The sequence below is a fragment of the Sphingomonas sp. GW821-FHT10F11 genome (assembly GCF_058809095.1).
The window spans coordinates 902,856-927,130 of record NZ_JBXASH010000001.1; the positions used below are offsets into that span (position 1 = coordinate 902,856).

Here is a 24,275-nt window from a genome sequence, read left to right on the forward strand (position 1 = left end):
AAGGGGCGGCTTTGCAAGCGGGGGCGGCGTCGGAGCGCGAAGCCGGGGATCCGGCCATCAGACCAGCGCTCTCGCGGATCGCACTGGCCAATATGTGCTGCGGCCTGCTCGGCGTGCAGATCGTCTGGGGCCTGCAGAACGTCAACACCAGCCGCATCTTCCAGACATTGGGCGCCAATCTCGACGAACTGCCGATCCTGTGGATCGCGGCGCCGATCACCGGGCTGCTCGTCCAGCCGATCATCGGCCATCTGAGTGACCGGACCTGGGGGCCGCTCGGCCGCAGGCGCCCCTATCTGCTCGGCGGGGCGCTGGTCAGCGCGGTGGCGCTCGTCCTGATGCCCAATGTCCAAAGCGTGTGGGCGGCGAGCGTCATGCTGTGGCTGCTCACCGGATCGATCAACGTCGCGATGGAGCCGTTCCGCGCGCTGGTCGCCGATGTCGTGCCCGAGGAACAGCGCACCACCGCCTTCTCGCTTCAGGTCGTCTTCATCGGCATCGGCGCGGTGTTCGCATCGGCCATGCCGTGGATGCTGGCGAATTGGGTCGGCCTGTCGAGCGAAGCGCCGCCGGGCATCCTGCCGCCCTCGCTCCGCGCCGCCTTCTATATCGGCGCGGTCGGGTTGCTCGTCAGCGTCGGCATCACCGTCGCGACGACCAGGGAGCGGCCACCCGCAAGCCTCGTCGCCGATCCCGCCCCGCTCGCGCGTGCCGAATGGGCGAGCGGCAGCCAGGCGTCGCTTGTCCGCAACGGGGCGCTGTGGGTGCTCGCGGGCGCAGCGATCGCGCTGGCCACGGGACTCGAGGGATATCGCCGCGAACTCTATCTGGTCGCCGGGATCATCGGGCTGCTGGGCATCGGGCAATGGGCCACGGCCTGGAGTGCGCGGCACGGCATCCGCCCGACCGGCCTGCTCGAGATCGTCGACGACATCATCCACATGCCCGACGTGCTGCGTCGGCTCGCCGTGGTGCAGTTCTTCACCTGGTTCGGGCTGTTCGCAATGTGGATCTACGCAGTGCCGGCGATCGCCGTCGACAGCGGCGCCGGCAGCGACCCGACCAGTGCCGCCTATAATGCCAGCGCCGACTGGGTCGGCGTGATGTTCGCCTTCTACAATGGCGTGGCGGCGATCGGGGCATTCGCCCTGCCCTTCCTCGTCGCGCGGATCGGACGGCGCGAGGCGCATGCCGCCTGTCTGTTCCTCGGCGCGGCGGGGCTGCTCGGCCTGGCGCTGGTCACCGATCCGCAATGGCTGTGGATTCCGGCGCTCGGCATCGGCCTTGCCTGGGCGTCGATCCTGTCCGCGCCCTATGCCATGGTCTCCAGCGCGGTGCCGCCGAGCCGGATGGGCGTCTATATGGGCATCCACAACGTCTTCCTGGTGCTGCCGCAACTCGTGGCGGCGGCTCTGCTCGGCTGGACGGTCGATCGTCTGCTGGGAGGCGAGCCGGCGCGGGCCCTGGTGCTCGCCGGCATTTCCCTCGCGCTTGGCGCGGTCATCGCGCTGACCATTCCCGATCGCGCCGGTCGGCCCCACGCCCGCGCTTGAGCGGACCAACCGGGTGCGCGGCCGGCGCGTCCCGGAATTCCCGTCGAAAAGGTGGATCGGGGCCATGCCGTCGCTTTTATAACGCGATTCGAATTTATGCAAACTTTTGCATAAATCGCCTTTCCCGATCGATTTCCCTGCAAACACCCGTTGCATTTTTGCCGCACGACTCGGCCAGATCGAGCATGATTCTGGCCACAACTATATGATAATACTGCACTAAAATTGAATCTCGCAAAGATGCTTGCGCAACAAGCAAATTTGCGCAAATTTACGCAAATAGAATTGAGCCGCGGCAGATTCGTCTTCGCGCGCCAACAGCCCGGCAAGGGGCGAAAAGAGAGGGGAGAGGGATGAATCGCATCGTATCGACGCGTCGCTGCAGTTTGCAGGGCAGTGCTTCACTGCTGGCACTCACCGCGATGGGGCTTGCCGCACCGGCTTATGCCCAGACGGCCGACAACACGGCCCGGCTGCAGCAGATATCCGCCACCACCGCGCCGGAGGACGACCCCACGCCCGAGTCGGACATCGTGGTGGTCGGCGTGAAGCAGGCCCTCGCCACCTCGCAGAACATCAAGAAGAATGCCGACACCTTCGTCGATTCGATCACCGCGACCGATATCGGCGCCTTCCCCGACAAGTCCGCCGCCGAAGCGCTGCAGCGCGTTCCCGGCATCACGGTCAACCGGCTCCAGTCGGCCGACGACAGCACCCACCCGTCGGGCGAGCCGACCGGCGTGCTCATCCGCGGCCTTCCCCAGGTCCGCACCGAATTCAACGGGCGCGACAGCTTCTCCGCCGATTCGGCGCGCGGCCTGAACTTCAACGACATCTCGCCCGAGCTGCTGGCCGGCGTCGATGCCTACAAGAACCAGACCGCGGAAATGATCGAGGGCGGCATCGCCGGCACGGTCAATCTGCGCACACGCATGCCGTTCGACCAGAAGGGGCTGGTCATCGCGGCCAATGCCCGGGCGAATTACGGCGACCGGTCGGGCAAATGGACGCCTGAATTCTCGGGCCTGATCAGCGACACCTTCGAAACCGGGATCGGCCGCTTCGGCATCCTCGGCGATTATGCCTGGTCGCACGTCATCACGCGCACCGAGAGCGTGATCATGGACAAGATCGACACCTATTGCACGACCGGCGCGGTCGACGGCAGCGGCAAGGCGATCGTCTCCAACGGCGTGCCCCAGTGCGGCGGCAATCCGTTCGGCGGCAGCAGCTGGGCCTATGTCCCGGACGGCGTGCGTTTTTCGGAGGTCGATTACGACCGCAAGCGCCACGGCTTCGTCGTCGCCGGGCAGTTCGAGAATACTGCCGGCAATTTCCGCGCGTCGGTGCAGTATACGGACTCGCAGTATCGCAACGCCTGGCTGGAACGGGCGAGCCATACGATCTTCGAAGGAGGCTATTTCAACACGCCTTCCTACAATCCGCGCACAGGATCCGTACTCGGCCCGGCCGACGGGACCCCGGCTTTGTCCTTCGGGCCCGACGGCATGCTGCGCTCCGGTGTGCTGACCCGGCCGCATGGCGACTGGGCGGGCTCCTATTCAAGCCTTCAGGATGCGATCAATACGGGATCGGCCGTGCCCGGCATGCCGTTCGTGAATTTCTGCGGCGTCGGATCGCCCTGCACGACGTTGCGCGACGGCCTGTATCTGCAGAATGAATCACGCGATTTCGACCATCGCGAAGGCACCAAGGATCTGTCGGGCAACATCCAGTGGGATGTCGGCGACCGGCTCCATCTCAACCTCGACGTGCAGCACATCACCGCATCGACCTATAACAACGACATCCTGGTCGCGACGGGCTCGATCGCCAATTTCGACTATAGCGTGAACAAGGACGGCACGCCGCAGGTCAAGCTGCTGCCCGGCTCCAACGTGAACTATGCGGCGGGCGGCCTCGCCAACCCGCACAATTACTGGATCCCATTCATCCAGGGCCATGTCGAGGACAATGACGCCGACGAATTCACGATTCGCGGCGACGTTGGCTATGATTTCGCCGAAGGCGGGTGGCTCGACTCGCTGAAGGTCGGCGTGCGCTATGCCGATCGCCGGCAGACGGTGCGTTATTCGACCTTCAACTGGACGCCGATCGCGGCGAACTGGAACTGCAACGGCCCTGGCTTCAACGCCGACAACACGACGGGCGGCGCCTATCCCGCCTGCGCCGCCGGGCATGCGCCGTTCAAGGGGTATGGCGCGGGTATCTTCGGCCCCTATCCGATGGGCGGCCTGTACGACGGCGATGTCTTCCCCAACGGGTCGCTCGCCTTCGTCAACCAGTCGATGCTGACCAATTATCAGGCGCTGATGACCGGCCTGAGCGGTGCGACGACCAACTCGCCGCTCGGCACGGGCTATACCCCGATCTGCGACCGCCCCGAGGCGACCGTGGACGAGTGCTTCACCCCGTCCGAGGTGATGCATCTGCGCGAGGAGACCCAGGCAGCCTATGCGATGCTGCGCTTCGGCGGAGACGACAAGACGATCTTCGACGGGATCAGCGTGGTCGGTAATATCGGCGTCCGCGTGATCCGCACGATCGAGCATAGCGACGGCGCCGCCGGCTTCCCGCAGAGCAGCGTGCTCGACCAGCTCGTACCGTGCAATACGCCGATCACGAACCCCAACACCGTGGTCAATCCGAGCTGCTATGTGACGCCGGCGATCCGCGCGTTCGCCAGCGGCGGGGGTGCGCCCAACAGCTACAAGAGTTCGTTCACCAACTGGTTGCCGAGCTTCAACGTCCGGTTCGGGCTCGACACCAAGAACTTCGTGCGTTTCGCCTATTCGCGCGCATTGTCACGGCCCGATATCGGGCTGCTCCGCAACTTTGTCGCGATCAACCCGCCGACGATCAACACCACGCCGGACTCGCCCTATGTCGTCTACAATTCGCCGACGGCGGCGCACGTCAAGGAGAACGTCGTCGGCTACAACTTCGTCTTCCAGGCCAATGCCGGCAATGCGGCGCTGAGACCGCTGATTGCCGACCAGTTCGACCTCTCGTTCGAGCGCTATATGGGCAACAGCTCGTCCCTCACCCTCAGCGGCTTCTACAAGAAGCTGAGCAACAGCGTCTCCTATGGCCAGACGTTCCGCAACTTCACCAACAACGGCTCGACCCAGCTCGTCCAGGTGAACGGCCCGCATAACGTCAAGGATGGCGGCGAGCTGTACGGGTTCGAAGCCGCCTACCAGACCTTCTTCACCTTCCTGCCCGGCCTGCTCAGCGGATTGGGCGCGCAGCTGAACTACACGTTCGTGCAGCAATCGGGGATCAACAACTCCAACCTGATCAACGCCACCTCGGGCGGTGACGTCGGCGCGGTCGGCATCGGCATTCCCGCCGCCGGCGGCGCAGGCCCGGTGATCGACTCGCACCAGCTGGCGGGCATCTCCAAGCACACCTTCAACGTGGTCGGGCTGTACGAAAAGGGCCCGATCGGCTTCCGTCTCGCTTACAACTGGCGGTCGCGTTACCTGACCCAGAATCTCGACTGCTGCATCGGCCTGCCGGTGTTCCAGAAGGCTTCCGGGTTCCTCGACGGGTCGCTCCGTTTCTCGGTCAACCGCTATATCGAGCTGTCGGTCGAGGGCACCAACCTGCTGAACACGACGAGCGTCTATCAGCAGCAGATCTTCGGCGACTCCCCCGTCACGCCCGGCGCGAAGCCGGTCTACCGCGACTCCGCCTGGAGCAGGGTCGACCGCCGCTTCCAGTTCGGGGTGCGCGCGAAGTTCTGATGAGGCACCTCCCTAACTGCGCTGTCGTCCCATGGACGGCAGCGCAGCCCTTGTGAGAGGATTGTCTGATGCAGGACACTCGATATCGCATCGTCATCATCGGCGGCGGCACCGCGGGATGGATGACCGCCGCCGGGCTCGCCCGGCAATTGCCCGGGGCCGACTATAGCGTCACGCTGGTCGAATCCGACGAAATCGGCACCGTAGGTGTCGGCGAGGCGACCCTGCCGCATATCAAGCTGTTCAACGACATGCTCGGGCTCGACGAGGCGCAGTTCATGCGCGAGACCCGGGCGACCTTCAAACTGGGCATCGAGTTCTGCGACTGGGACAAGCCCGGCGACCGCTATATCCATCCGTTCGGCGCGTTCGGCGAGCCATGGGGCGGCGTCGAGTTCCAGAACCACTGGCTCCGCGCCAAGGCGAGCGGACGCCAGGTCGCGCCGTTCGGGGCCTATTCCTATGCCGTCGCCGCGGCACGCGCCAACGCGTTCGAGCTGCCCGACGAGGATGCCAAGTCGATCCGCTCGACCTATTCCTATGCCTATCATTTCGATGCGGGTCTCTATGCCGAGTTCCTGCGGCGCTGGGCAACCGCGCGGGGTATCGTGCGGATCGAAGGCCAGGTGAACCAGATCGATCGCGACCAGACCTCCGGCGCGATCACCCAGGTCACGCTCAAATCGGGCCAGTGCATCCCGGGCGACCTGTTCATCGACTGCACCGGTTTCCGCTCGTTGCTGCTCGCCGGGCAGTTCGAGGTGGGCTGGGAGGACTGGACGCCTTGGCTGCCCTGCGACCGCGCGCTGGCGGTGCCCTGCGCGCATGGCGGCGATTTCACGCCCTATACCCGCGCGACCGCGAGGCCGGCCGGGTGGCAATGGCGCATCCCGCTGCAGCACCGCATCGGCAACGGCTATATCTTCTCGAGCAACTTCCTCTCGCAGGAGGACGCGCAGGAAACGTTGCTCGCTCATCTCGACGGCGCGGCACTGGCCGAGCCGCGATTGCTGCGCTTCTCGCCCGGCCGGCGTGCCCTTTCCTGGCGCGGCAATTGCGTGGCGATCGGGCTGGCCAGCGGGTTCCTCGAACCGCTCGAATCGACCAGCATCTATCTGATCCAGGCGGCGGTGATCGACCTGATCAATTTGATGCCGACGCCGCGCATGGCGAAGGACGGCATCGATCCCCGGCTTGCGGACGAGTTCAATCGCCTGACCGTGATGCAATATGAGCGGGTGCGCGATTTCCTGGTGCTTCACTACATCGCCAACCGGCGCGAGGGCGAGCCGTTGTGGGATTATCTGCGCCATATGCCGATCCCGGACAGCCTGGCGCACAAGCTTGAGCTGTTCCGCGCCCGGGCGACAGCACCCAATTACCAATATGGCCTGTTCGCGCGCGACAGCTGGCTGTCGGTGCTGGTCGGCCAGGGAGTGATGCCCGAAGGGTATGACCGGCTGGCCGATACGTTCGATCTCGACATGGTCGCGGCCAGGCTCGATGATTTTGCCGGGCGGATCGACAGCGGCGTCGCAGCGATGCCGTCGCATGCCGATTTCATCGCCAGCTATTGCGCGGCGGCATGAGCGGCGGGCCGGCCCGCCTCGTCATCGTCGGGCGCGATGCGGCGCTGTGGCTGAGCGCGACGGTGCTGCGGCGTGCGCTGGCAGCAGCTGGGGTGTCGATCGTCGCGGTCGAGCTGCCGACCGAACTGACGCCCGCAAAGGCCTATGCGTCGCTGCCGCCGCTGGAGGCGTTGCACAACAAGCTCGGGCTCGACGAAGCCGCGCTGCTCCGCACGACGGGCGGAAGCTTCTCGCTCGGCCAGAACATCGTCGGCCCGGCCGGTCCTTTCTTCCTTGCTCATGGTTCCTATGGCGCACCGATCGATGGCGGGGGCTTCTTCCCTTTCTGGCTGAAGGCCCGGCAGTTCGGGCTCGAGGCGGCCTTCGAGGATTTCTGCCTGACCGCGATGGCCGCCCGGCAGGGCCGGATGCTGCTGCCCGACGAGGAGACCGAGCTCTTCGGCCGGACCGATTACGGCTATCACCTCCCCGCCCTCGCCTATGTCGCGATGCTCAAGGCACGCGCATCGAAGCTCGGCATCGCGGTGCACCACAGCCGCGCGATCCAGGTCGAACGCCAGGCGGAAAGCGGCGCGATCGACACCATCCGGCTCGACGACGGGACCCGCGTCGAGGGCGATGTGTTCGTCGATGCGAGTGGCGCGGAGGCGGTGCTGACCGGCCGGTCGCTCGATAGCTGGCGGCCCGCCTTCGCCGCCGATCGCCGCCTGACGGCGCGCGCCGCGCCTTTCGCCTCGGTTCCGGCCTATGCCGAGATCCGGGCGGGTGAATCCGGCTGGGCCGCGCTGCACGCAACCCAGGCCGGGACCTATGTGACCCACGCCTTCTCTTCCCGCGATCAGGACGACGAGGCGGCGTTGATTGCCGCCGGGAGGCTTACCGGTCTTAAGCTGTCGGACGCATCGACTTCCTCCATCGAGCCTGGCATCCGGGCACAAGCCTGGACGGCCAATTGCGTCGCGATCGGTGCTTCGGCCTGCACTTTCGATCCGCTGTTCGATGTCGAACTGCATGCGATCCAGCTCGGTATCGTGCATCTGCTGTCGCTGTTTCCTGTGGCGTCCGCCTTCGCCGCGGAGCGCGCCGAATATAACCGCATCACCCGATCCGCGTTCGAGCGCGTGCGCGACTTCCAGTCGGCCTTCTACGCGACCAATCGCTTCGGCTCGTCGGGCTTCTGGTCGGCTGCACACGATGCCACTGCCCCGGCCTCGGTCTTGCACAAGATCGCGACCTTCCGCGCACGCGGCGACATCGCGCCGATGGAGGATGAGAGCTTCGCGCCCGATCTCTGGCAGGCGCTGTTCCTCGGCCTGGGCGAGGTGCCGGAGAGCTGGCCGCCGGCGATCGACCGCACCCCGCCCGAGCGCATGAAGGAGGATTTCCGCCGAATCCTCGGCTTCATCAAGCGCAAGGTGCTCGAGCAGCCGACCCATGACGCCTATCTGCGCGGCCTGTGCCGGAGCGAGGCGGCATGACCGCGGCATCGCGCGCCACCCCGTCCGATCCGCTCGACACGCTCCCGCCGGTCGCGACGGCGACGGTGCAATCCGTCGCGGATATCGACGCACTGCTCATCGCAGGGACGCCCGTGATCCTCAAAGGGCTGATCGAGCATTGGCCCGCGCTTGCTGCCGGGCGCCGCTCGCCGGCAGCGCTCAGCGCCTATTTCCGCGCGATGGATCGCGGCGCTCCGGTGCCGGTGATGGAGGCATCGCCGGCCAGCGACGGGCGGTTCGGCTATGCTGCGGATCTGCGCGAGTTCAGCTTCACCAAGCGCCAGCGCCCGCTCGGCGAGACGCTGGACCGGATCGAGCGCGCGGCCTCAGCCCCCGGCGCGCCCTATATCGCGATCCAGATGCTGCCGCTTGCCGCGCAGCTGCCGGATTTCGTGCGCGACAACGCAATGCCGCTGGTCCCGGCTGGCACCGAGCCGCGCTTATGGCTGGGCGGGCCGGTCAAGACCCAGATCCACAACGATCGTGACCATAATCTCGCCTGTGTGATCGCCGGGCAGCGCCGTTTCGTGCTGTTCCCGCCGGAGCAGGTCGCCAACCTCTATGTGGGCCCGATCGACAATCCGCCGCCGCTCTCGCTGGTCGACCCTGAATCACCGGACTTCGACCGCTTTCCACGCTTCCGCGCGGCGCTGGAGGCGGCGCAGGTCGCGCATCTCGGGCCGGGCGATGCGTTGCTGATGCCGCGCTACTGGTGGCATCACGTCACCTCGCGCTCCCCCTGGAACGCGATGGTCAATTACTGGTGGGGCGATGTGCCGCGCGGGCTGGGTCACGCCCAGGATGCGTTCCTGAGCGCGCTGCTCGCGATCAAAGCGCTGCCGCCGGGCGAGCGGCGCTACTGGCGCGCGATGTTCGAGGCCCATGTCTTCGACGGTGGCGGTGAGGCCGTCACCCATATCCCTCCTGCCCTGCGCGGCCCACTCGGGGAGATGCGTGCTGACCAACGGGCCGAACTCAAACGTCAGCTCCGCATGACGATCCTCAAATCCTCGTGATCGCCCATGCGTATCCGTAACCGGGAGTTTTTCATGTCAGTATCGAGCCTGTGCCTGCGTTCCCTGTTGCTCGGAACGGCGATGGTCATGGCAACCCCCGCCCCGGCGCAGGCCGGGCAGGCGGCGCCGGCGGGCCTCGCGACACGGCCGGACGGCGTCGAGGTGCGTCAGGGCCAGATGCTGCTGAGCGTGAAGGCGCTGACCGACTCGATCCTGCGGGTGCGGATCGGCCGGGACGGCACCCTGCCCGAGGATTCAAGCTGGGCGGTATCGAAGGACCGCCGCGCGCAATCCGTCGCGGTCCAGCGAACGGCGGACGGCTTTGCGACGGCGGCGCTGCGGGTTCATGTCGGCCCCGATCTGCGCCTCAGGATCGAGGATAAGGACGGCAAGCTCATCACCGCCGACGATGACTCGCCGGTCAAGCTCGACGGCAGGGGCTTCGCCCTGCGCAAGGCGCTGGCGCGGAGCGAGCATATCTTCGGGCTGGGCGACAAGACCGGCGGACTCGATCGCCGCGGCAAGAGCTTTGTCGACTGGAATACCGACGCCTATGCCTTCACCGGCTCGACCGATCCGATCTACAAATCCATCCCCTTCTTCATCAGCGCCGGTGGCGCGGGCGGGAGTTACGGCGTGCTGCTCGACAATACGTGGCGCGCCTGGTTCGATTTCGGCCACCGCGAGGACGAGGTCACGGCGTTCGGCGCGCCGGACGGCCCGATCGACTATTATGTCATCGCTGGGCCAAGCACGGCGGAGGTGGTGCGCCGCTATACCGATCTGACCGGCAAGGCGCCGCTCGCGCCGCTCTGGTCGCTCGGCTACCAGCAGTCGCGCTACAGCTATATGTCCGCGGACGAGACGCGGGAGATCGCCGCCAGGTTGCGCAAGGACGCGATCCCGACCGATGTCGTGTGGCTCGATATCGACTTCCAGGATCGCAACCGGCCCTTCACGATCAACCGCACGACCTTTCCCGACCTGAAGGGGCTGACGAGCGATCTCGGCAAACAGGGCATCCGCCTCGTCACCATCGCCGACCTCCATGTCGCGGCGGCGCCGGGCGAAGGCTATGCGCCGTACGATAGCGGCACGGCGGGCAATCATTTCGTCCACAATGCCGATGGTTCGGTGTTTGTCGGCAAGGTCTGGCCGGGACCGTCGGTGTTTCCCGACTTCACCGATTCCGGCGCCCGCAGCTGGTGGGGCAAGCTCCACGCACCCCTGCTCGCCGATGGCGTCGCGGGCATCTGGAACGACATGAACGAGCCGTCGGTGTTCGAATCGCCGAACCTGACGATGCCGCTCGACACGGTGCACAGAATCGCGAGCGACGATTTCGCCCCCCGGTCGGCCAGCCATGCCGAGATCCACAATGTCTATGGCATGCAGAATACGCGGGCGACCTATGACGGATTGCGCGCGCTGAAACCCGATGAGCGCCCCTTCGTCATGACCCGCGCCAGCTATGCCGGCGGCCAGCGCTATTCGGCCACCTGGACCGGGGACAACAGCGCGACCTGGGATCATCTCAAGCTGTCGGTGAATCAATTGATCAATCTCGGCCTGTCCGGCTTCTCCTATGCGGGGGCGGATGTCGGGGGCTTCACCGGCGGCCCGAGCCCGGACCTGCTGACCCGCTGGTACGAGATCGCGGCGTTCACGCCGGTCTTCCGCAATCATTCCGCCAAGGACACCCCGCGCGTCGAGCCTTGGCTGGACGGGCCGGAGCATCTTGCGATCCGCCGCCGCTTCGTGGAAGAGCGCTATCGGCTGATGCCTTATCTCTACGGCCTGGCCGAGGCGAACGCCCGCACCGGCGATCCCATCATGCGGCCGGTATTCTACGATTATCCCCAGGCGCTCACGGCGCACTGCGACCAGTCGATGGCCTTCACCCTGGGCAAGGCACTGCTGGTCGCGCCGCCGCCCAAGCCCGAATCGCCGCAGCAATATGACATCTGCCTGCCCTCGGGTGGCTGGTACGACCTGTGGACCGGGATGCCGGTGACGAAAGCCGCTGCAGGTGGCGCGGCGTTCGATACGATCAAGGAGACGCCGAAACTCGATCGCCTGCCGGTCTATGTGCGAGCCGGCACCATCCTGCCCCGACAGCCTCTGGTGCAGAGCACGTCGGAAACGCCGTCGGGGCCGCTCTCGCTCGATGTCTATCCGGGAGCTGATTGCACCGGCACGCTCTACGCGGACGACGGTCACAGCATGGCGTTCGAACGTGGCGCTTATCTGCGCCAGGCGATTCGCTGCGAGGTGTCGGACACTGGGCTGCGCATCGTCTTCGCCAAGGGCGAGGGCAGCTACCGTCCATGGTGGCATGACATCGCCGTCACGGTCCATGGCATACCGGCCGAGGCCCGCGTCTCCTTGCGAGGCAAGGCCGTCGCCGCGAGCCATGACGGTGCCGCGCAGACGCTCGGCTTCACCCTGCCCTATGTGCCGGGCGCCTCGGGAATCGTCATCGGTGGCGTGAAGTAGCGTCCGGAGCGATCAGTCCGCGCTCTGGCCGCCAATCCAGGTCGCCAGCGCACGCCCTTCCGGATCGAGCGCGACGAGATCGGCGGCATACCCCGCCGCGATCCGGCCATGGCTTGCCTCCAGGCGCAGGAAGCGCGCGGGGTTGAGTCCCGCCATGGTCAGCGCCTCGGCCTGGGACACGCCCAGCATGGTCTCCGCGTTGCGCACTGCCTGGGCCATGTCGAGGTCCGACCCGGCAAGCGTGCCGTCCTCGTTGACGCAGACGCCGTCGATCACCTCGACCCGGTGGCCCTGCAGCACGAAGCTCTTGTCGGTCTGGCCCACGCTCGGCATCGCATCGGTGACGAGCATGATCCGATCGGATTTCGCATTCACCGCCACGCGCATCGTCGCGGGATGGACATGCCGCCCGTCGACGATCAGCCCGCACCAGCTTTCCCGGTCCTCGAGCGCAGCGCCGACCGCGCCGGGCTCGCGCGAGGCGAGCGGCGACATGGCGTTGAACAAATGGGTGAAGCCGGTCATCCCCGCATCGAGCGCAGCGCGGATCGCGTCATAGCTGCCATCGGTATGGCCCGCGGCGACGATCAGGCCGGCGGCGGCGAGCCGCGCGATCATCGCCGGGCTGGTCTTTTCCGGCGCGAGCGTGACCAGCGTCACGCCGTTCTTCAGGCCGGTGACCGCGGCATAGCCCTCATCGTCCAGGGTGATGATCTTGTCGGGATCATGGATGCCCTTGCGATCGATATTGAGGAACGGGCCCTCGATATGGATGCCAAGCACACCCGGCACGCCCCGCGCGATCGCCTCGTCCACCGCAGCGACCGCCGCACGCACCGTGGCCAGATCGTCGCTGATCAAGGTCGGCAGGAACCCGGTCGTCCCGTAACGCCGATGCGCGGCACCGATCGTCGCGATCGTCTCCACCGTCGGCGAATCGTTGAACAGCACCCCGCCGCCGCCATTGACCTGGGTGTCGATCAGGCCCGGCGCCAGCACCGCGCCTTCCAGGTCGCGCCGTTCGGCCGATACGGGAATGTCGCGCTCGGCGATAACGGCCGCGATCGCGCCGCCGTCGATGAGGACGGCCATGCCGTCGACCAGCGCGTCGTCGATCAACGTGCGGCAATTGAAAAGGGCAGTGGCCATCAGACGGTTTCGGTCACTTTGCGCAGATGAGGCGGCGAATCGGGATCGAACCCGCGACGCACCGATAGCGCGTTGACCGCGCGGTAGAAGGACTGGATCTGCAGCATCGGCTGGATCGCCGGCGCGGCATCGACCGTCGGCAGAGTCACCGCGCCGGCAATGGCACCGCCCGCGCAATAGACGATACCGCCCTGCCCCAGCGCCTCGCGGACCAGATCGTCGATACCCGGCGCGGTTTCGTCGTCCTGGCGGAACACCAGCACGGGAAAGTCGGGGCCGATCAGCGCCATCGGCCCGTGCCGCACCTCGGCCGCGCTGAACGCTTCGGCATGAAGCCCGCAGGTTTCCTTGAACTTCAGCGCCGCTTCCTGCGCGACGCCGAGCCCGAGGCCACGCCCGATGACGTACAAGCCCCGCGCGTCGACGAGCCCATCGACCAGCGAAGTCCAGTCCGCCTGCCAGGACCGGCTCAGCAAGGCCGGCGCTTCGTCGAGCGCTGCCGACAGTGCGCCGTCTTCGGCCCAGGCTGCGACCAGCCCGACGATCGCCGCCAATGAGGCGATATAGCTCTTGGTCGCCGCCACGCTCTTCTCGGCCCCGGCATGGAGCGGCAGCGGCGCATCGGCCAGCGCGGCAAGTGGCGATGTGGCATCATTGACCATCGCCGCAAGATAGGCGCCGCCGGCCTTGCCCGCCTCGACCATGCTCAACAGATCGGGGCTGCGGCCGGACTGCGAAATGGCCAGCAGCAGCGTGTCGTCGAGTTGCGCCGCGGCATGGTAGACCGAGGACACCGATGGCGCGGCCGAACTCACCGGCACGCCGATCACCGTCTCGATCAGATATTTGGCGAAGGTCGCCGCATGATCGGAAGAACCGCGTGCGCAGGTCGACACCGCGCGCGGCGGTGCATCGCGCAACCGCGCGCCGAGCGCCTCCACCGCCACGCGATTGGCCTCGCGCTGCCGGACAATGACCTGCGCGGCCTCGGCTGCCTCGACGAACATCAGGGTCGATTCGGGGGAGATACTCATGCGAGCGCGTTCAGCTCTGCAACGAAGTCATAGGCGTCGCCCCGGTACCAGCTGTGAGTCATCTCGATCGCGCGGCCATCCTCCAGGAAGCCGCGGCGCTCGATGAACAGGCCAGGCGCGCCGGCTTCGATGCCGAGCAGTGCTGCCTGATCCTTGTCGAACAGCACCGCCCGCAGCCGCTGCAACGCGCGCACCGGGCGGTGCCCCGCACCCTCGAGCGCTTCATAGAGCGATACGCCGACCGCTTCGAGCCCGGGCAGGCCGAAGCCCGGCACCGTCGAATATTCGAGCGCCATGGGCTGATCGTCGGCGTAGCGGATGCGGTGGAAGCGGAACACGCGCGACCCGGGGCTGAGACCAAGGGTGAGCGACTCGTCGGAATTCACCGTGCTCTCGGTCTGCATGATCCATTCGCTGCGCGCGGTGCGGCCCCGCGCGGCCATGTCTTCGGAAAACGACGTGAGCTTCGAGAATTGCTTCTCGACTCGCCCGCCGACAAAGGTGCCCGCGCCCTGGCGCCGGGTCAGCATGCCGTCAGCGACCAGTCCGTCGACCGCCTTGCGCACGGTGATGCGAGAGATGCCGAACTCCTTGGCGATATCGCGCTCGGGCGGCAGCGCCTCTTGCGGCCGAAGCGATCCGGTCTCGATCCCGCGGCGCAGGGCGTCCTGCATCTGCTGATAGAGCGGCGCCCGCGCATTGCCGTTAAGCGACCCGATCTTGTCGGCCAGATTGGTCATTCGCGCATCCCTGCTCCTGCTCGCCAGCCGCTGCCGGCACAGTCCCTATAAGACCAATCAAATACCATTTTCCACAAGAAAATTGCACCAACTCGACTTGACTTGCAAAAATCCTGCTTGACGCTGTCATTGGTATGGCACATGTTTCACTAATTGGTCTGCGATTGGTCCGCAATTGGCATGCCAACAGGGACAAGAAGGGGAGAACGGCAATGACCGCAATACGACTTCTGGCTGCATCCGTTAGCTCGTTAGCATTGGCCGCCACCGCGCAGGCCCAGAGCACCGCCACCGCCAACAACACACAGCCCGGCCCGGTCCAGGCAGCCGAGGGCGATACCGCAGAGCCGGACATCGTCGTCACCGGTATCCGCGCATCGGTCCAGGCATCGATCGCCGCCAAGCGCGAATCGAGCGTCATCTCCGATGTGCTCACGGCCGAGGACATCGGCAAATTCCCCGACAAGAACGTCGCCGAGGCGCTGCAGCGTATCCCCGGCATCGTCATCAATCGCGAATTCGGCGACGGCGAGCGCGTATCGCTGCGCGGCACCGCGCCGAACCTGACCAAGACCCTGGTCAACGGCCATTCGATCGCCACCGCCGACTGGTTCATTCTCGACCAGGTCGCCTCGACCCGCAGCTTCAACTATCTGACCCTGCCAGCCGAGATCGTCGGCCAGCTCGAAGTGTACAAGAGCCCGCAGGCGGATGTGGAGGAAGGCGGCGTCGGCGGCACGATCAACGTCCACACGCGCAACCCGCTCGACCTCAAGCCGCTCACTCTCTCGGCATCGGTGCAGGGCGTCTATTCCGACCGTTCGGGGAAATTCGATCCCCAGATCTCCGGCCTGGTGAGCTGGAAGAATGCCGACGAGACGTTCGGCATCCTGATCGGCGGCATCTACCAGAAGCGCCAGACGCGCCGCGACGGCATCGAGATATTCGGCTATGCACCCTTCCCCGTCGCCGGCGGCACGGCGCTCGTGCCGACCCTGATCGGCTCGACCATCTTCCAGCAAGACCGCGAACGCTACGGCGGCAATATCGGCATCCAGTTCCGCCCGACGGACACGCTGGAGATCAACGTCACGGGCCTTTATTCGCGGTTCGGCGCGAACAATTTCAACCAGAACTACCTTGCCTGGCCGGACCGGGCACTCGGCAGCGGCGGAACGATCACCAATGCCACGGTGCAGAACGGCGTCGCCGTCGCCGGCACCGTCACGTCGAGCAACAATGCCGCCAGCGGCGCGCGCGCCATGGTCTTCGATGCCATCGACCGCCAGGCCTTTGCCGAAACCTATTCGGCCGATCTCGACGTGACCTACAAGCCGACCGATCAGCTGAGCGTGCACCTCAAGGCGGGCTGGACCAAGGCGACCGGCGAAACGTCGAACGAGAACTTCCTCGAAACCGCGGCCACCGGCTCGTTCCGCTACGATCTGCGCGGCAAGGCGCCCCAGGTGACTTTCACCTCGCCCAACCCGACCTCGCCGGCGGGCGCGCTCATCGATTTCGCGCGCATCCAGTCGGTGAGCAACGAGGACAAGGAGAAATACGCCTATCTCGATCTCGAACAGGAGGTCGATTGGGGGCCGATGACCGCGCTGAAGGTCGGCGTGAAATATACCGATCATGACCGTTCGGCGCTTCGCCTCGCCACCAATGGCGGCGCGCTCACGCCCGGGCTGCTGTGCAGCGGCGCGCCGTGCACTGCGGCCAGCTTTGCGAGCGGCCATGGCACGCCTGACGATTTCCTGGACAATATCGGGGACTCGGGAACGCTGAAGGATTATTGGACGGTCGATCCCGCCCGGCTCCGCCAGATCTACGGATCGCAATCGGCCGCCATCAGCGCGAAGTTCCTCGTGCCCGGCAACACCTATTCGATCAACGAGAAGGCCTATGGCGGCTACGCCATGGCCAAGTTCGGCGGCGAAGGATGGCGCGGCAATATCGGCGTCCGTGTGGTCAGGACCGACCAGACATCGACCGGCAACCTGATCGGCGGCGCCAATCCTCAGTTCACCAACCCCTTCGGCGGTTACACCCCGATCACGTCCGATCGGTCCTATACCGACGTGCTGCCGAGCGCGAACCTGTCGATCGACCTGTCGCCGAAATTCGTGCTGCGCTTCGCCGCGGGCAAGACGGTCACGCGTCCCGACTTCGTCGATATCACCCCGGGCGTCGACCTCAACGGAACCCTGCTCACCGGCCAGGGCGGCGACCCCAATCTCCAGCCCTATCGCGCCAACCAATATGACGCGTCGCTCGAATGGTATCCCGACGCCGAGACGATCGTCGCGCTGGCCGTGTTCTACAAGGACATCCAGTCCTACATCGTCAACCGGACATCGACGGAGATCCTGCCCGGCGTGTTCGTCCCAGGTACCCAGCCCGCATCCTGCGTGGTGGCGCCGGGCGGCAACCCGAACCTGTTCAACTGCCCTTATCAGATCAACCGCCGCTCCAACGGCAGCGGTGGCCGGAACCAGGGTTTCGAATTCCAGGTTTCGCGGCCGATCTGGGGCGGGTTCGGCGCGATCGCCAACTACACCTATTCCGATGCGAAGGCGAGCAACGGCGATCAGATTCCCGGCAACAGCAAGCATTCGGTGAACCTGACCGGCTATTACGAGAACGACCTGCTCACTGCCCGGGTCTCGTATAATTACCGCTCGGCCTTCTTCATCGACATCGATCGTTCGGCCCCGCTCAACCAGGCGGCATTGTCATCGCTCGACGCATCGCTCGGCATCAATGTGACCAAGAACATCACCCTGACGGCCGATGCGGTGAACCTGACCAATGAAAAGATCGTCCAATATTCGGGCACGCCCGATCGTGTGCGGGCGATCTACGACAATGGGCGCCAGTTCTTCGTTGGCGCGCGCTTCAAGTTCTGATCTGAATAAGCGGGCCGGCCCTGCCGGCCCGCTATCCTAGGTTCGTAAAGGCGCCCGGCGTGTCGAGCATTCAGATCCTCCGGGCCCTTCCCCTGCTAGGCGGGGTCCTTTTCTCTCCCGCCGCCATCGCGCAGCCCGTCATACTGCTGCCGGCGCCGCAATCGTTGAACATGGCCGAAGGCGGCTTCACGCTGTCTGCTGCAAGCGGCATCTCGGTTCCAACTGGAGACAATGGTGCGCGCAACGCGGCCGACCGGCTTGGCGAGTTGCTCCTCCGCACTGGCGGGCCGAAGCTGGCGGTGACCGACGACGGCAAGATCCGTTTCGAACGCGTCGCCGGCCTTCCCGCCGAAGGCTATCGCCTGACCACCTCGCCCTCCGGCGCGACGATCAGCGCGAGTGACGATGCCGGCCTGCTCTATGGCGCCGTCACGCTTTGGCAGCTCGCCCGCGCAGGGGAGGCCAGCCCCTTCATCCCCGCTGTCTCGATCGACGACGCCCCCCGTTTCAAATGGCGCGGGCTGATGCTCGACAGCGCACGGCATTTCCAGTCGCCCGCCTTCGTCAAGCGCCTGATCGACGCGATGGCGGCGAACAAGCTCAACACGCTGCACTGGCATCTGGTCGACGATCAGGGCTGGCGCATCGAGATCCCGAAATATCCGCGCCTGACCAGCGTCGGCGCCTGGCGCCGCCCGGCGACCGCGCCCGGCGCGCCCGCCCTGCCCGTCATCGGCGGTTTCTACACCCGGGCGCAGATCCGCGACGTGGTCGCCTATGCCGCTGCGCGCGGCATCACCATCGTGCCGGAGATCGAAATGCCCGGCCATGCGCTGAGCGCGATCCGGGCCTATCCGCGGCTCGGCATGGGCGTCCCGATCCCGCCGGGCACGGAGAGCGACTGGGGCGTGTTCCCCTGGCTCTACAACACCGACGACGCGACCTTCGGCTTCCTGCAGGATGTGCTCGACGAGGTGATGGCGCTGTTCCCGTCGCGCTATGTGCATGTCGGCGGCGACGAGGCGGTGAAGCAGCAATGGGCGGCCTCACCCGAAATCCAGGCGAAGATGAAGGCGCTCGGCATCACGTCCGAGAATGCATTGCAGAGCTGGTTCATCCAGCGCATCGGCCGCTATCTCGCCGCGCATGACCGGCGGCTGATCGGCTGGGACGAGATTCTCGACGGTGGGATCATGGCGGACGCGACCATCATGTCGTGGCGCGGCCTGGACGGTGCGATCGCCGCGGCCAAGGCCGGCCATGATGCCGTGCTGAGCCCCGCGCCGACGCTCTATCTCGACAACCGCCAGGGCACCACCGCGGCCGAGGGCACCGGACGCGGCAACCTCATCGCGCTCGCGGACGTCTATGGGTTCGATCCGGCCCCTGCCTCGATCCCGCAGGAACAACAGCGTCACATTCTCGGCCTCCAGGGCAATATCTGGACCGAGCATCTGCGGGGCGAGGCCAATGTCGCCGCCGCCGCCTTCCCACGCGCTGCCGCCATCGCCGAACTGGGCTGGTTGGGCAGGAAGCGCGATTTCAGCGACTTCGTCCGCCGCCTCGCCCCGCAGATGCAGCGCCTGACCAAACTCGGCATTGAGCCCAGCGCTGCCGTGTTTCGTCCCGTGGCAAGGCTCGCCCCGGGGGGCGACCGCGCCAAGGTCATACTCAGCGGCCAATCGGACTTGCCGGTTCGTTACACGATCGACGGCACTCTCCCCGGCCCCGCATCGCCACTCTACGCCGGACCGGTGACCGTGAAGATGCCGAGCCGCCTGCGCGCCGCGACCATGCTCGACGGCGTGGCGCTACCGGGCGCGATCGACCTGCCCCTCACCCCAGCCTCGATCCGCCGGCGCGATGATACCCAGCTCAAGCTCTGCTCCCAGGGCATCGCGCTGCGACTGGCCGATGACGCGCCGGCCAAAGGCCCGCGTGCCGCGCTGCTGATCGACGTCGCCAACCCGTGCTGGATCTATGACGCGGCACCGATGGACGGGGTGCGTTCGATCGCCGTCTCGGTCGGGCAAGTGCCGTTCAACTTCCAGATCGGCGCGGACAAGGACAAGATCACCTTCCGCCCGCCCGCGACGCCCGCCGGCGAGATCGAGATACGCGACGGATGCGACGGCCCGCGTGTCGCGACCCTACCCCTCGCCCCCGCGGCACACCGGCCAGGGATCACCTCGCTGACCGCGCCGATCGCCCCGCTCAAGGGCGCGCATGACCTGTGCATCACCTATACCGCCAAGGGCGTGAACCCGCTCTGGGCGGTGAGCGCGGTACAACTGGTGACCGCTCCGTGATCGTCCGCCTGCACGCGCCCATGGCCGGCTGGGCGCTCGATCTGGCCCAGGTGCCCGATCCGGTCTTTGCCGAGCGCATGATGGGCGAGGGTTTCGCAATCGATCCGCTCGAGGGCACGATCCGCGCGCCGTGCGACGCCATTGTCATCGCGGTCGCGCCGACCCGTCACTCGGTCACCCTCAAGCTGGCCAACGGTGCCGAGTTGCTGATCCATGTCGGGCTGGAGACCGTCGCGCTGGCGGGAGACGGCTTCGTCGCCAGGGTGCACGACGGCGACGCAGTCGCGCTTGGTCAGGTGCTGCTGGAGGTCGATCTCGATCCGGTCGCCGCCAGCGCGAAAAGCCTCGTGACGCCGATCACCATCACGAGCGAGGGATTTGCCATCACGCTCCACGACCTTGATGCCCGGGTGAAGGCCGGCGACCCACTCGCCGAGATTGCGCCGCTGGCCACCGACGGCGTCGCGGCCGAGCTTGGCGAGGACACAGCGCGCTGCACGATCCGCGTGCCGCTGCCCAGCGGCATCCATGCCCGCCCCGCCGCGCGTATCGTCGCGGCGCTCAAACCCTTCACGGCGGAGGTGACGCTCTCAGCCCATGGCAAGACCGCGAACGCGCGCAGCATCGTCGCCTTGCTGTCGGCCGGCATCCGCAATGACGACGAGATCGAGATCGCCGGACTCGGCCCCGATGCCCGCGCCGCCATCGCCGCGATCGCCACCCTCATCGAACAGGGCATGGAGGAGGAGGCGCACCAGCCCGTCGCCCCCGTCGCCGCACCCGCTGCCGGCGGCCTGATCCACGGCGTCCGCGCCGCGCCCGGTCTCGCGATCGGCCCGGTCTTCCAGTTCCGCCCCACCGATATCACCGTGCCCGAACAGGGCAACGGCGCCGCAGCGGAGAGTACCTCCCTTGCCACCGCCCGCGCGCAATTGCTGGCCGACGCCGGAAATGGCCATGGCACCGGCGCAGACATCGCCGCCACACACCGCGCTCTGATCGACGACCCCGAATTGCTCGCCGCCGCGCAACGCCTGATCGCCCAGGGCAAGAGCGCCGCCTTTGCCTGGCGCGGCGCGATCCGTGGCCACGCCGAAGCGATCCGCGCGACCGGCGACCGTCTGCTGATCGAGCGTATCGCCGACCTGAAGGATATCGAGCGCCAGATGATCGCGCTCCTCGTCGGCGCCGATATCGCCATGCCGGTGCCACCACGCGGCGCCATCCTGATCACTGACGAACTGCTCCCCTCGCATTTCGCCGCGCTGACCGATGCAGGCGTTGCGGGCATCTGCACCGCTTATGGCGGGCCGACCGCGCACGCCGCGATCCTCGCCGCTTCGGCAGGCATCCCCATGCTGGTCGCCGCTGGTCCGACGGTCCTCGATCTGGAGGATGGTCGCGACGTCGTGCTCGATGCCGATCGTGCCTCACTCGATCCAACGCCCGAACCGGCCGCCCGCGAACGAACTGCCGCGCAATTGCTCCGCCGGCGCGATCGCGCCGTTGCGCAGGCAGCGGCCGCGCAGGACGATTGCGTGATGGCTGACGGCACGCGGATCGAGATCTTCGCCAATCTCGCAGCGAGTGCGGAAGCGGCCCCCGCGGTTTCGCTCGGCGCCGAAGGCTGCGGCCTGCTGCGTACCGAATTCCTCTTCCACGATCGCAGCTCGGCTCCGGACGAGGAAGAGCAGCGCGCTGCCTATGCCGCGGTTGCCGAAGGGCTGGCCGGCCGCCCGCTGATCGTCCGCACGCTTGATATCGGCGGCGACAAGCCGGTCGCCTATCTGCCCTTTCCCCATGAGGAGAATCCGGCGCTCGGCGCGCGCGGCATCCGCTTCTCGCTCGCCAATCCCGCCCTGCTCGCGATCCAGTTCCGCGCCATCCTGCGCGGCATCCCGGCCATGCAATGCCGCATCATGCTGCCGATGGTGGTGGATGCGGGCGAACTCGCCGCCGCCCGGGCGATCCTCGACAAGGCCCGCGCTGACCTAGGCATCGACACGCCCGTTCCGCTTGGTGTCATGGTCGAAACGCCCGCCGCCGCCCTGCTCGCCGACAGTCTCGCCCGCGATGCCGACTTCCTCTCGATCGGCAGCAACGATCTCACTCAATATGCGCTCGCCGCCGATCGCGGCAATCCGACCGTGGCAGCAATGGTCGATGCGCTTCATCCGGCCGTGCTCCACCTCATCGCCTGGGCCGCCGAGGGTGCGAAGGCGCATGGCCGCTGGCTCGGCGTGTGCGGCGGCATCGCCTCCGATCCGGCCGCCGCGCCGATCCTGATCGGCCTCGGCGTCACTGAACTCTCCGCAACGCCCGCGACCATCCCCGGGCTGAAGGCAGCGGTCCGCGCGCTCGACATGCCCACCTGCCGCGCCCTCGCGGCAAAGGCGCTGTCGACGTCCACCGCCGCCGGGGTACGCAAGCTGCTGGAAGGAACCGGATGATGCGCCTGCGGATCGACGCCCTCCAGCCGCTCGGCCGTGCGCTGATGCTGCCCATCGCGGTGCTGCCGGTGGCGGGCCTGCTGCTCCGCCTTGGCCAGCCGGACATGTTCGACATCGCCTTCATCGCCGCCGCGGGTGAGGCGATCTTCTCCAATCTCGGCCTGATCTTCGCGATCGGCGTCGCGGTCGGGCTGGCGCGCGAGAATAATGGCGCAGCGGGCCTGGCCGGCGCGGTCGCCTTCCTCGTCACCGTCGAGGGCGGCAAGGCCCTGCTCACTGTCCCACCCGAGGTAACCGCCGCCTTTGCCGATCAGGCCGCCCGCGATCTCGCCACCGCCGCGTGGAAAGCGAAGGAGCTGGGCAAGCTCAGCGTACCGGCGGGCATCCTCTCGGGGCTGGTCTCGGGCTGGCTCTACAACCGTTATTCCGGAATCAAACTGCCCGACTATCTCGCCTTTTTCGGCGGACGCCGCTTCGTGCCGATCGCGGCGGGGTTCGCGGGGCTGATCGGCGCGGCTTTGTTCGGTCTCGGATTCCCGGCACTCGAAACCGCGATCGATACGCTGAGCCGCTGGGTGGTCAGCGCTGGCCCGGTCGGCCTGTTCATCTATGGCGCGCTCAACCGGCTGCTGATCGTCACTGGCCTGCACCATATCCTGAACAATATCGCCTGGTTCATCCTTGGCGATTTCAACGGCGCGACCGGCGACCTGAAGCGTTATTTCGCGGGCGACCCGAGCGCGGGCGCGTTCATGAGCGGCTTCTTCCCGGTGATGATGTTCGGCCTGCCAGCTGCCTGCCTCGCCATGTACCGCTCCGCCCTGCCGGAACGGCGCAAGACCGTCGGCGGCATGCTGCTCAGCCTCGCGCTCACCTCGCTGCTGACCGGCGTGACCGAACCGATCGAGTTTACCTTCATGTTCCTCGCGCCCCTGCTCTACGCGGTGCATGCGGTGCTGACCGGCCTGGCGATGGTGATCATGGACGCGCTGGGCGTCAGGCTCGGCTTCGGCTTTTCGGCGGGGCTGTTCGACTATGTCCTCAACTACGGCCTGGCGACCCGTCCGCTGTTGCTGCTCCCGGTCGGCGCTGCCTATTTCGCCATTTATTATTTCGCTTTCCGCTTCTGCATCGTCCGCTTCAATTTGAAGACGCCCGGGCGCGAAATGGAGGTGGACAAGCCAGCCGGCTCCGGCACCGCGGGCGACCAGGCGGCCGGACTGGTGCTTGCGCTGGGCGGTGCCGCCAATCTCCAGTCGATCGACGCCTGCACGACGCGCCTGCGGCTGATCCTTGTCGATCCGGCCAAGGTCGATGAAGCCGCGCTCAAGGCGCTGGGCGCGCGCGGTGTCGTGCGGCCCGGCGGCAATGCGCTGCAGGTCGTGCTCGGCCCCATCGCCGACCGTGTCGCCGGTGAAATGCGGGCATTGGGGAAAACCGCCCCCGTCATCGAGGCAAAGGACGACATGTGGCTGGCAGCGCTCGGCGGCCGGCAAAATGTCCTGGAGATCGCAGTGAACGCGGGGCGGGTGCGAGCGCGGATCGCCGATATGGCAGCGATCGATCGCGCGGCGCTGGACAAGGCCGCGCAGCGGGGCTGGAGCGAGGTATCGCCCGGTATCGTACACGCCTTGACGTGAGCGTTTTCGAAAAAAGTTACGGATTTTTCGTTCTCGCCCGTCTATGATTGCGCCAGCGATGAAGAATCGCGCCGTCGAAACGAGGACCACCGGACCGTGCAGGGCATGTTGGCAGTGA

13 protein-coding genes are annotated in these 24,275 nt (G+C 66.6%); 10 read left to right on the forward strand and 3 right to left on the reverse strand.

From position 1 onward, the window contains the following. Nucleotides 1-11: 11 nt before the first annotated feature. From AC1RT8_RS04470 to AC1RT8_RS04495, 6 genes are all read left to right on the forward strand, one after another. Complete coding sequence (locus AC1RT8_RS04470) at nucleotides 12-1,553, forward strand: MFS transporter (protein ID WP_493074372.1); 1,542 nt, start codon at nucleotides 12-14, stop codon at nucleotides 1,551-1,553. Nucleotides 1,554-1,906: 353 nt separating this feature from the next. Then, entirely contained in the window at nucleotides 1,907-5,323 is a 3,417-nt protein-coding gene (locus AC1RT8_RS04475; protein ID WP_493074373.1) for a TonB-dependent receptor, read from the forward strand. A 68-nt stretch (nucleotides 5,324-5,391) separates the two neighbouring features. Further along, nucleotides 5,392-6,912 carry a tryptophan halogenase family protein gene (locus tag AC1RT8_RS04480; RefSeq protein ID WP_493074374.1) on the forward strand — a complete coding sequence of 507 codons (1,521 nt, stop codon included), beginning with the start codon at nucleotides 5,392-5,394 and terminating at the stop codon, nucleotides 6,910-6,912. Further along, complete coding sequence (locus AC1RT8_RS04485; protein WP_493074375.1) at nucleotides 6,909-8,390, forward strand: tryptophan 7-halogenase; 1,482 nt, start codon at nucleotides 6,909-6,911, stop codon at nucleotides 8,388-8,390. Before AC1RT8_RS04480 ends, AC1RT8_RS04485 begins: the two co-directional genes overlap by 4 nt. Beyond that, the gene (locus AC1RT8_RS04490; RefSeq protein ID WP_493074376.1) at nucleotides 8,387-9,427 is read left to right on the forward strand and encodes a cupin-like domain-containing protein; all 1,041 of its coding nucleotides are present in this window, start codon (nucleotides 8,387-8,389) and stop codon (nucleotides 9,425-9,427) included. Before AC1RT8_RS04485 ends, AC1RT8_RS04490 begins: the two co-directional genes overlap by 4 nt. Nucleotides 9,428-9,460: 33 nt before the next feature. Next, nucleotides 9,461-11,923, forward strand: a complete 2,463-nt coding sequence (locus tag AC1RT8_RS04495; RefSeq protein WP_493074377.1) for a glycoside hydrolase family 31 protein — start codon at nucleotides 9,461-9,463, stop codon at nucleotides 11,921-11,923. 12 nt (nucleotides 11,924-11,935) lie between these two features. Here AC1RT8_RS04495 and nagA read toward each other — a convergent pair whose 3' ends face one another. The 3 genes from nagA to AC1RT8_RS04510 are packed head-to-tail and all read right to left on the reverse strand — an operon-like array spanning nucleotide 11,936 to nucleotide 14,846. Then, nucleotides 11,936-13,072: an N-acetylglucosamine-6-phosphate deacetylase gene (gene nagA / locus AC1RT8_RS04500; protein WP_493074378.1), complete on the reverse strand. Its 1,137-nt coding sequence runs from the start codon at nucleotides 13,070-13,072 to the stop codon at nucleotides 11,936-11,938. Then, nucleotides 13,072-14,106: an SIS domain-containing protein gene (locus AC1RT8_RS04505; protein ID WP_493074379.1), complete on the reverse strand. Its 1,035-nt coding sequence runs from the start codon at nucleotides 14,104-14,106 to the stop codon at nucleotides 13,072-13,074. The genes nagA and AC1RT8_RS04505 overlap by 1 nt, the downstream gene beginning before the upstream one ends. After that, nucleotides 14,103-14,846: a GntR family transcriptional regulator gene (locus AC1RT8_RS04510; protein ID WP_493074380.1), complete on the reverse strand. Its 744-nt coding sequence runs from the start codon at nucleotides 14,844-14,846 to the stop codon at nucleotides 14,103-14,105. Before AC1RT8_RS04510 ends, AC1RT8_RS04505 begins: the two co-directional genes overlap by 4 nt. Before the next feature lie 257 nt (nucleotides 14,847-15,103). On the opposite strand from AC1RT8_RS04510, the gene AC1RT8_RS04515 reads away from it, so the two are divergent. Genes AC1RT8_RS04515 through nagE form a run of 4 tightly spaced genes read left to right on the forward strand, consistent with a single transcriptional unit; the run spans nucleotide 15,104 to nucleotide 24,157 of the window. Then, complete coding sequence (locus tag AC1RT8_RS04515) at nucleotides 15,104-17,758, forward strand: TonB-dependent receptor (RefSeq protein ID WP_493074381.1); 2,655 nt, start codon at nucleotides 15,104-15,106, stop codon at nucleotides 17,756-17,758. A 59-nt stretch (nucleotides 17,759-17,817) separates the two neighbouring features. Then, complete coding sequence (locus AC1RT8_RS04520; protein WP_493074382.1) at nucleotides 17,818-20,067, forward strand: family 20 glycosylhydrolase; 2,250 nt, start codon at nucleotides 17,818-17,820, stop codon at nucleotides 20,065-20,067. Further along, nucleotides 20,064-22,517 (forward strand): phosphoenolpyruvate--protein phosphotransferase, encoded by a 2,454-nt coding sequence (gene ptsP, locus AC1RT8_RS04525; protein ID WP_493074383.1) that lies wholly within the window; start codon nucleotides 20,064-20,066, stop codon nucleotides 22,515-22,517. The genes AC1RT8_RS04520 and ptsP overlap by 4 nt, the downstream gene beginning before the upstream one ends. Further along, nucleotides 22,517-24,157, forward strand: coding sequence for an N-acetylglucosamine-specific PTS transporter subunit IIBC (gene nagE / locus AC1RT8_RS04530; protein WP_493074384.1), 1,641 nt, complete (start codon nucleotides 22,517-22,519; stop codon nucleotides 24,155-24,157). The genes ptsP and nagE overlap by 1 nt, the downstream gene beginning before the upstream one ends. Nucleotides 24,158-24,275: the final 118 nt, after the last annotated feature.

What these genes read in the sequence shown, in the direction of transcription:
- AC1RT8_RS04495 (WP_493074377.1), top strand. Translation starts at nt 9,461, where the DNA reads ATGTCAGTATCGAGCCTGTGCCTGCGTTCCCTGTTGCTCGGAACGGCG.
- AC1RT8_RS04480 (WP_493074374.1), top strand. Translation starts at nt 5,392, where the DNA reads ATGCAGGACACTCGATATCGCATCGTCATCATCGGCGGCGGCACCGCG.
- AC1RT8_RS04485 (WP_493074375.1), top strand. Translation starts at nt 6,909, where the DNA reads ATGAGCGGCGGGCCGGCCCGCCTCGTCATCGTCGGGCGCGATGCGGCG.
- AC1RT8_RS04505 (WP_493074379.1), bottom strand. Translation starts at nt 14,106, where the DNA reads ATGAGTATCTCCCCCGAATCGACCCTGATGTTCGTCGAGGCAGCCGAG.
- nagE (WP_493074384.1), top strand. Translation starts at nt 22,517, where the DNA reads ATGCGCCTGCGGATCGACGCCCTCCAGCCGCTCGGCCGTGCGCTGATG.
- AC1RT8_RS04510 (WP_493074380.1), bottom strand. Translation starts at nt 14,846, where the DNA reads ATGACCAATCTGGCCGACAAGATCGGGTCGCTTAACGGCAATGCGCGG.
- AC1RT8_RS04475 (WP_493074373.1), top strand. Translation starts at nt 1,907, where the DNA reads ATGAATCGCATCGTATCGACGCGTCGCTGCAGTTTGCAGGGCAGTGCT.
- nagA (WP_493074378.1), bottom strand. Translation starts at nt 13,072, where the DNA reads ATGGCCACTGCCCTTTTCAATTGCCGCACGTTGATCGACGACGCGCTG.
- AC1RT8_RS04490 (WP_493074376.1), top strand. Translation starts at nt 8,387, where the DNA reads ATGACCGCGGCATCGCGCGCCACCCCGTCCGATCCGCTCGACACGCTC.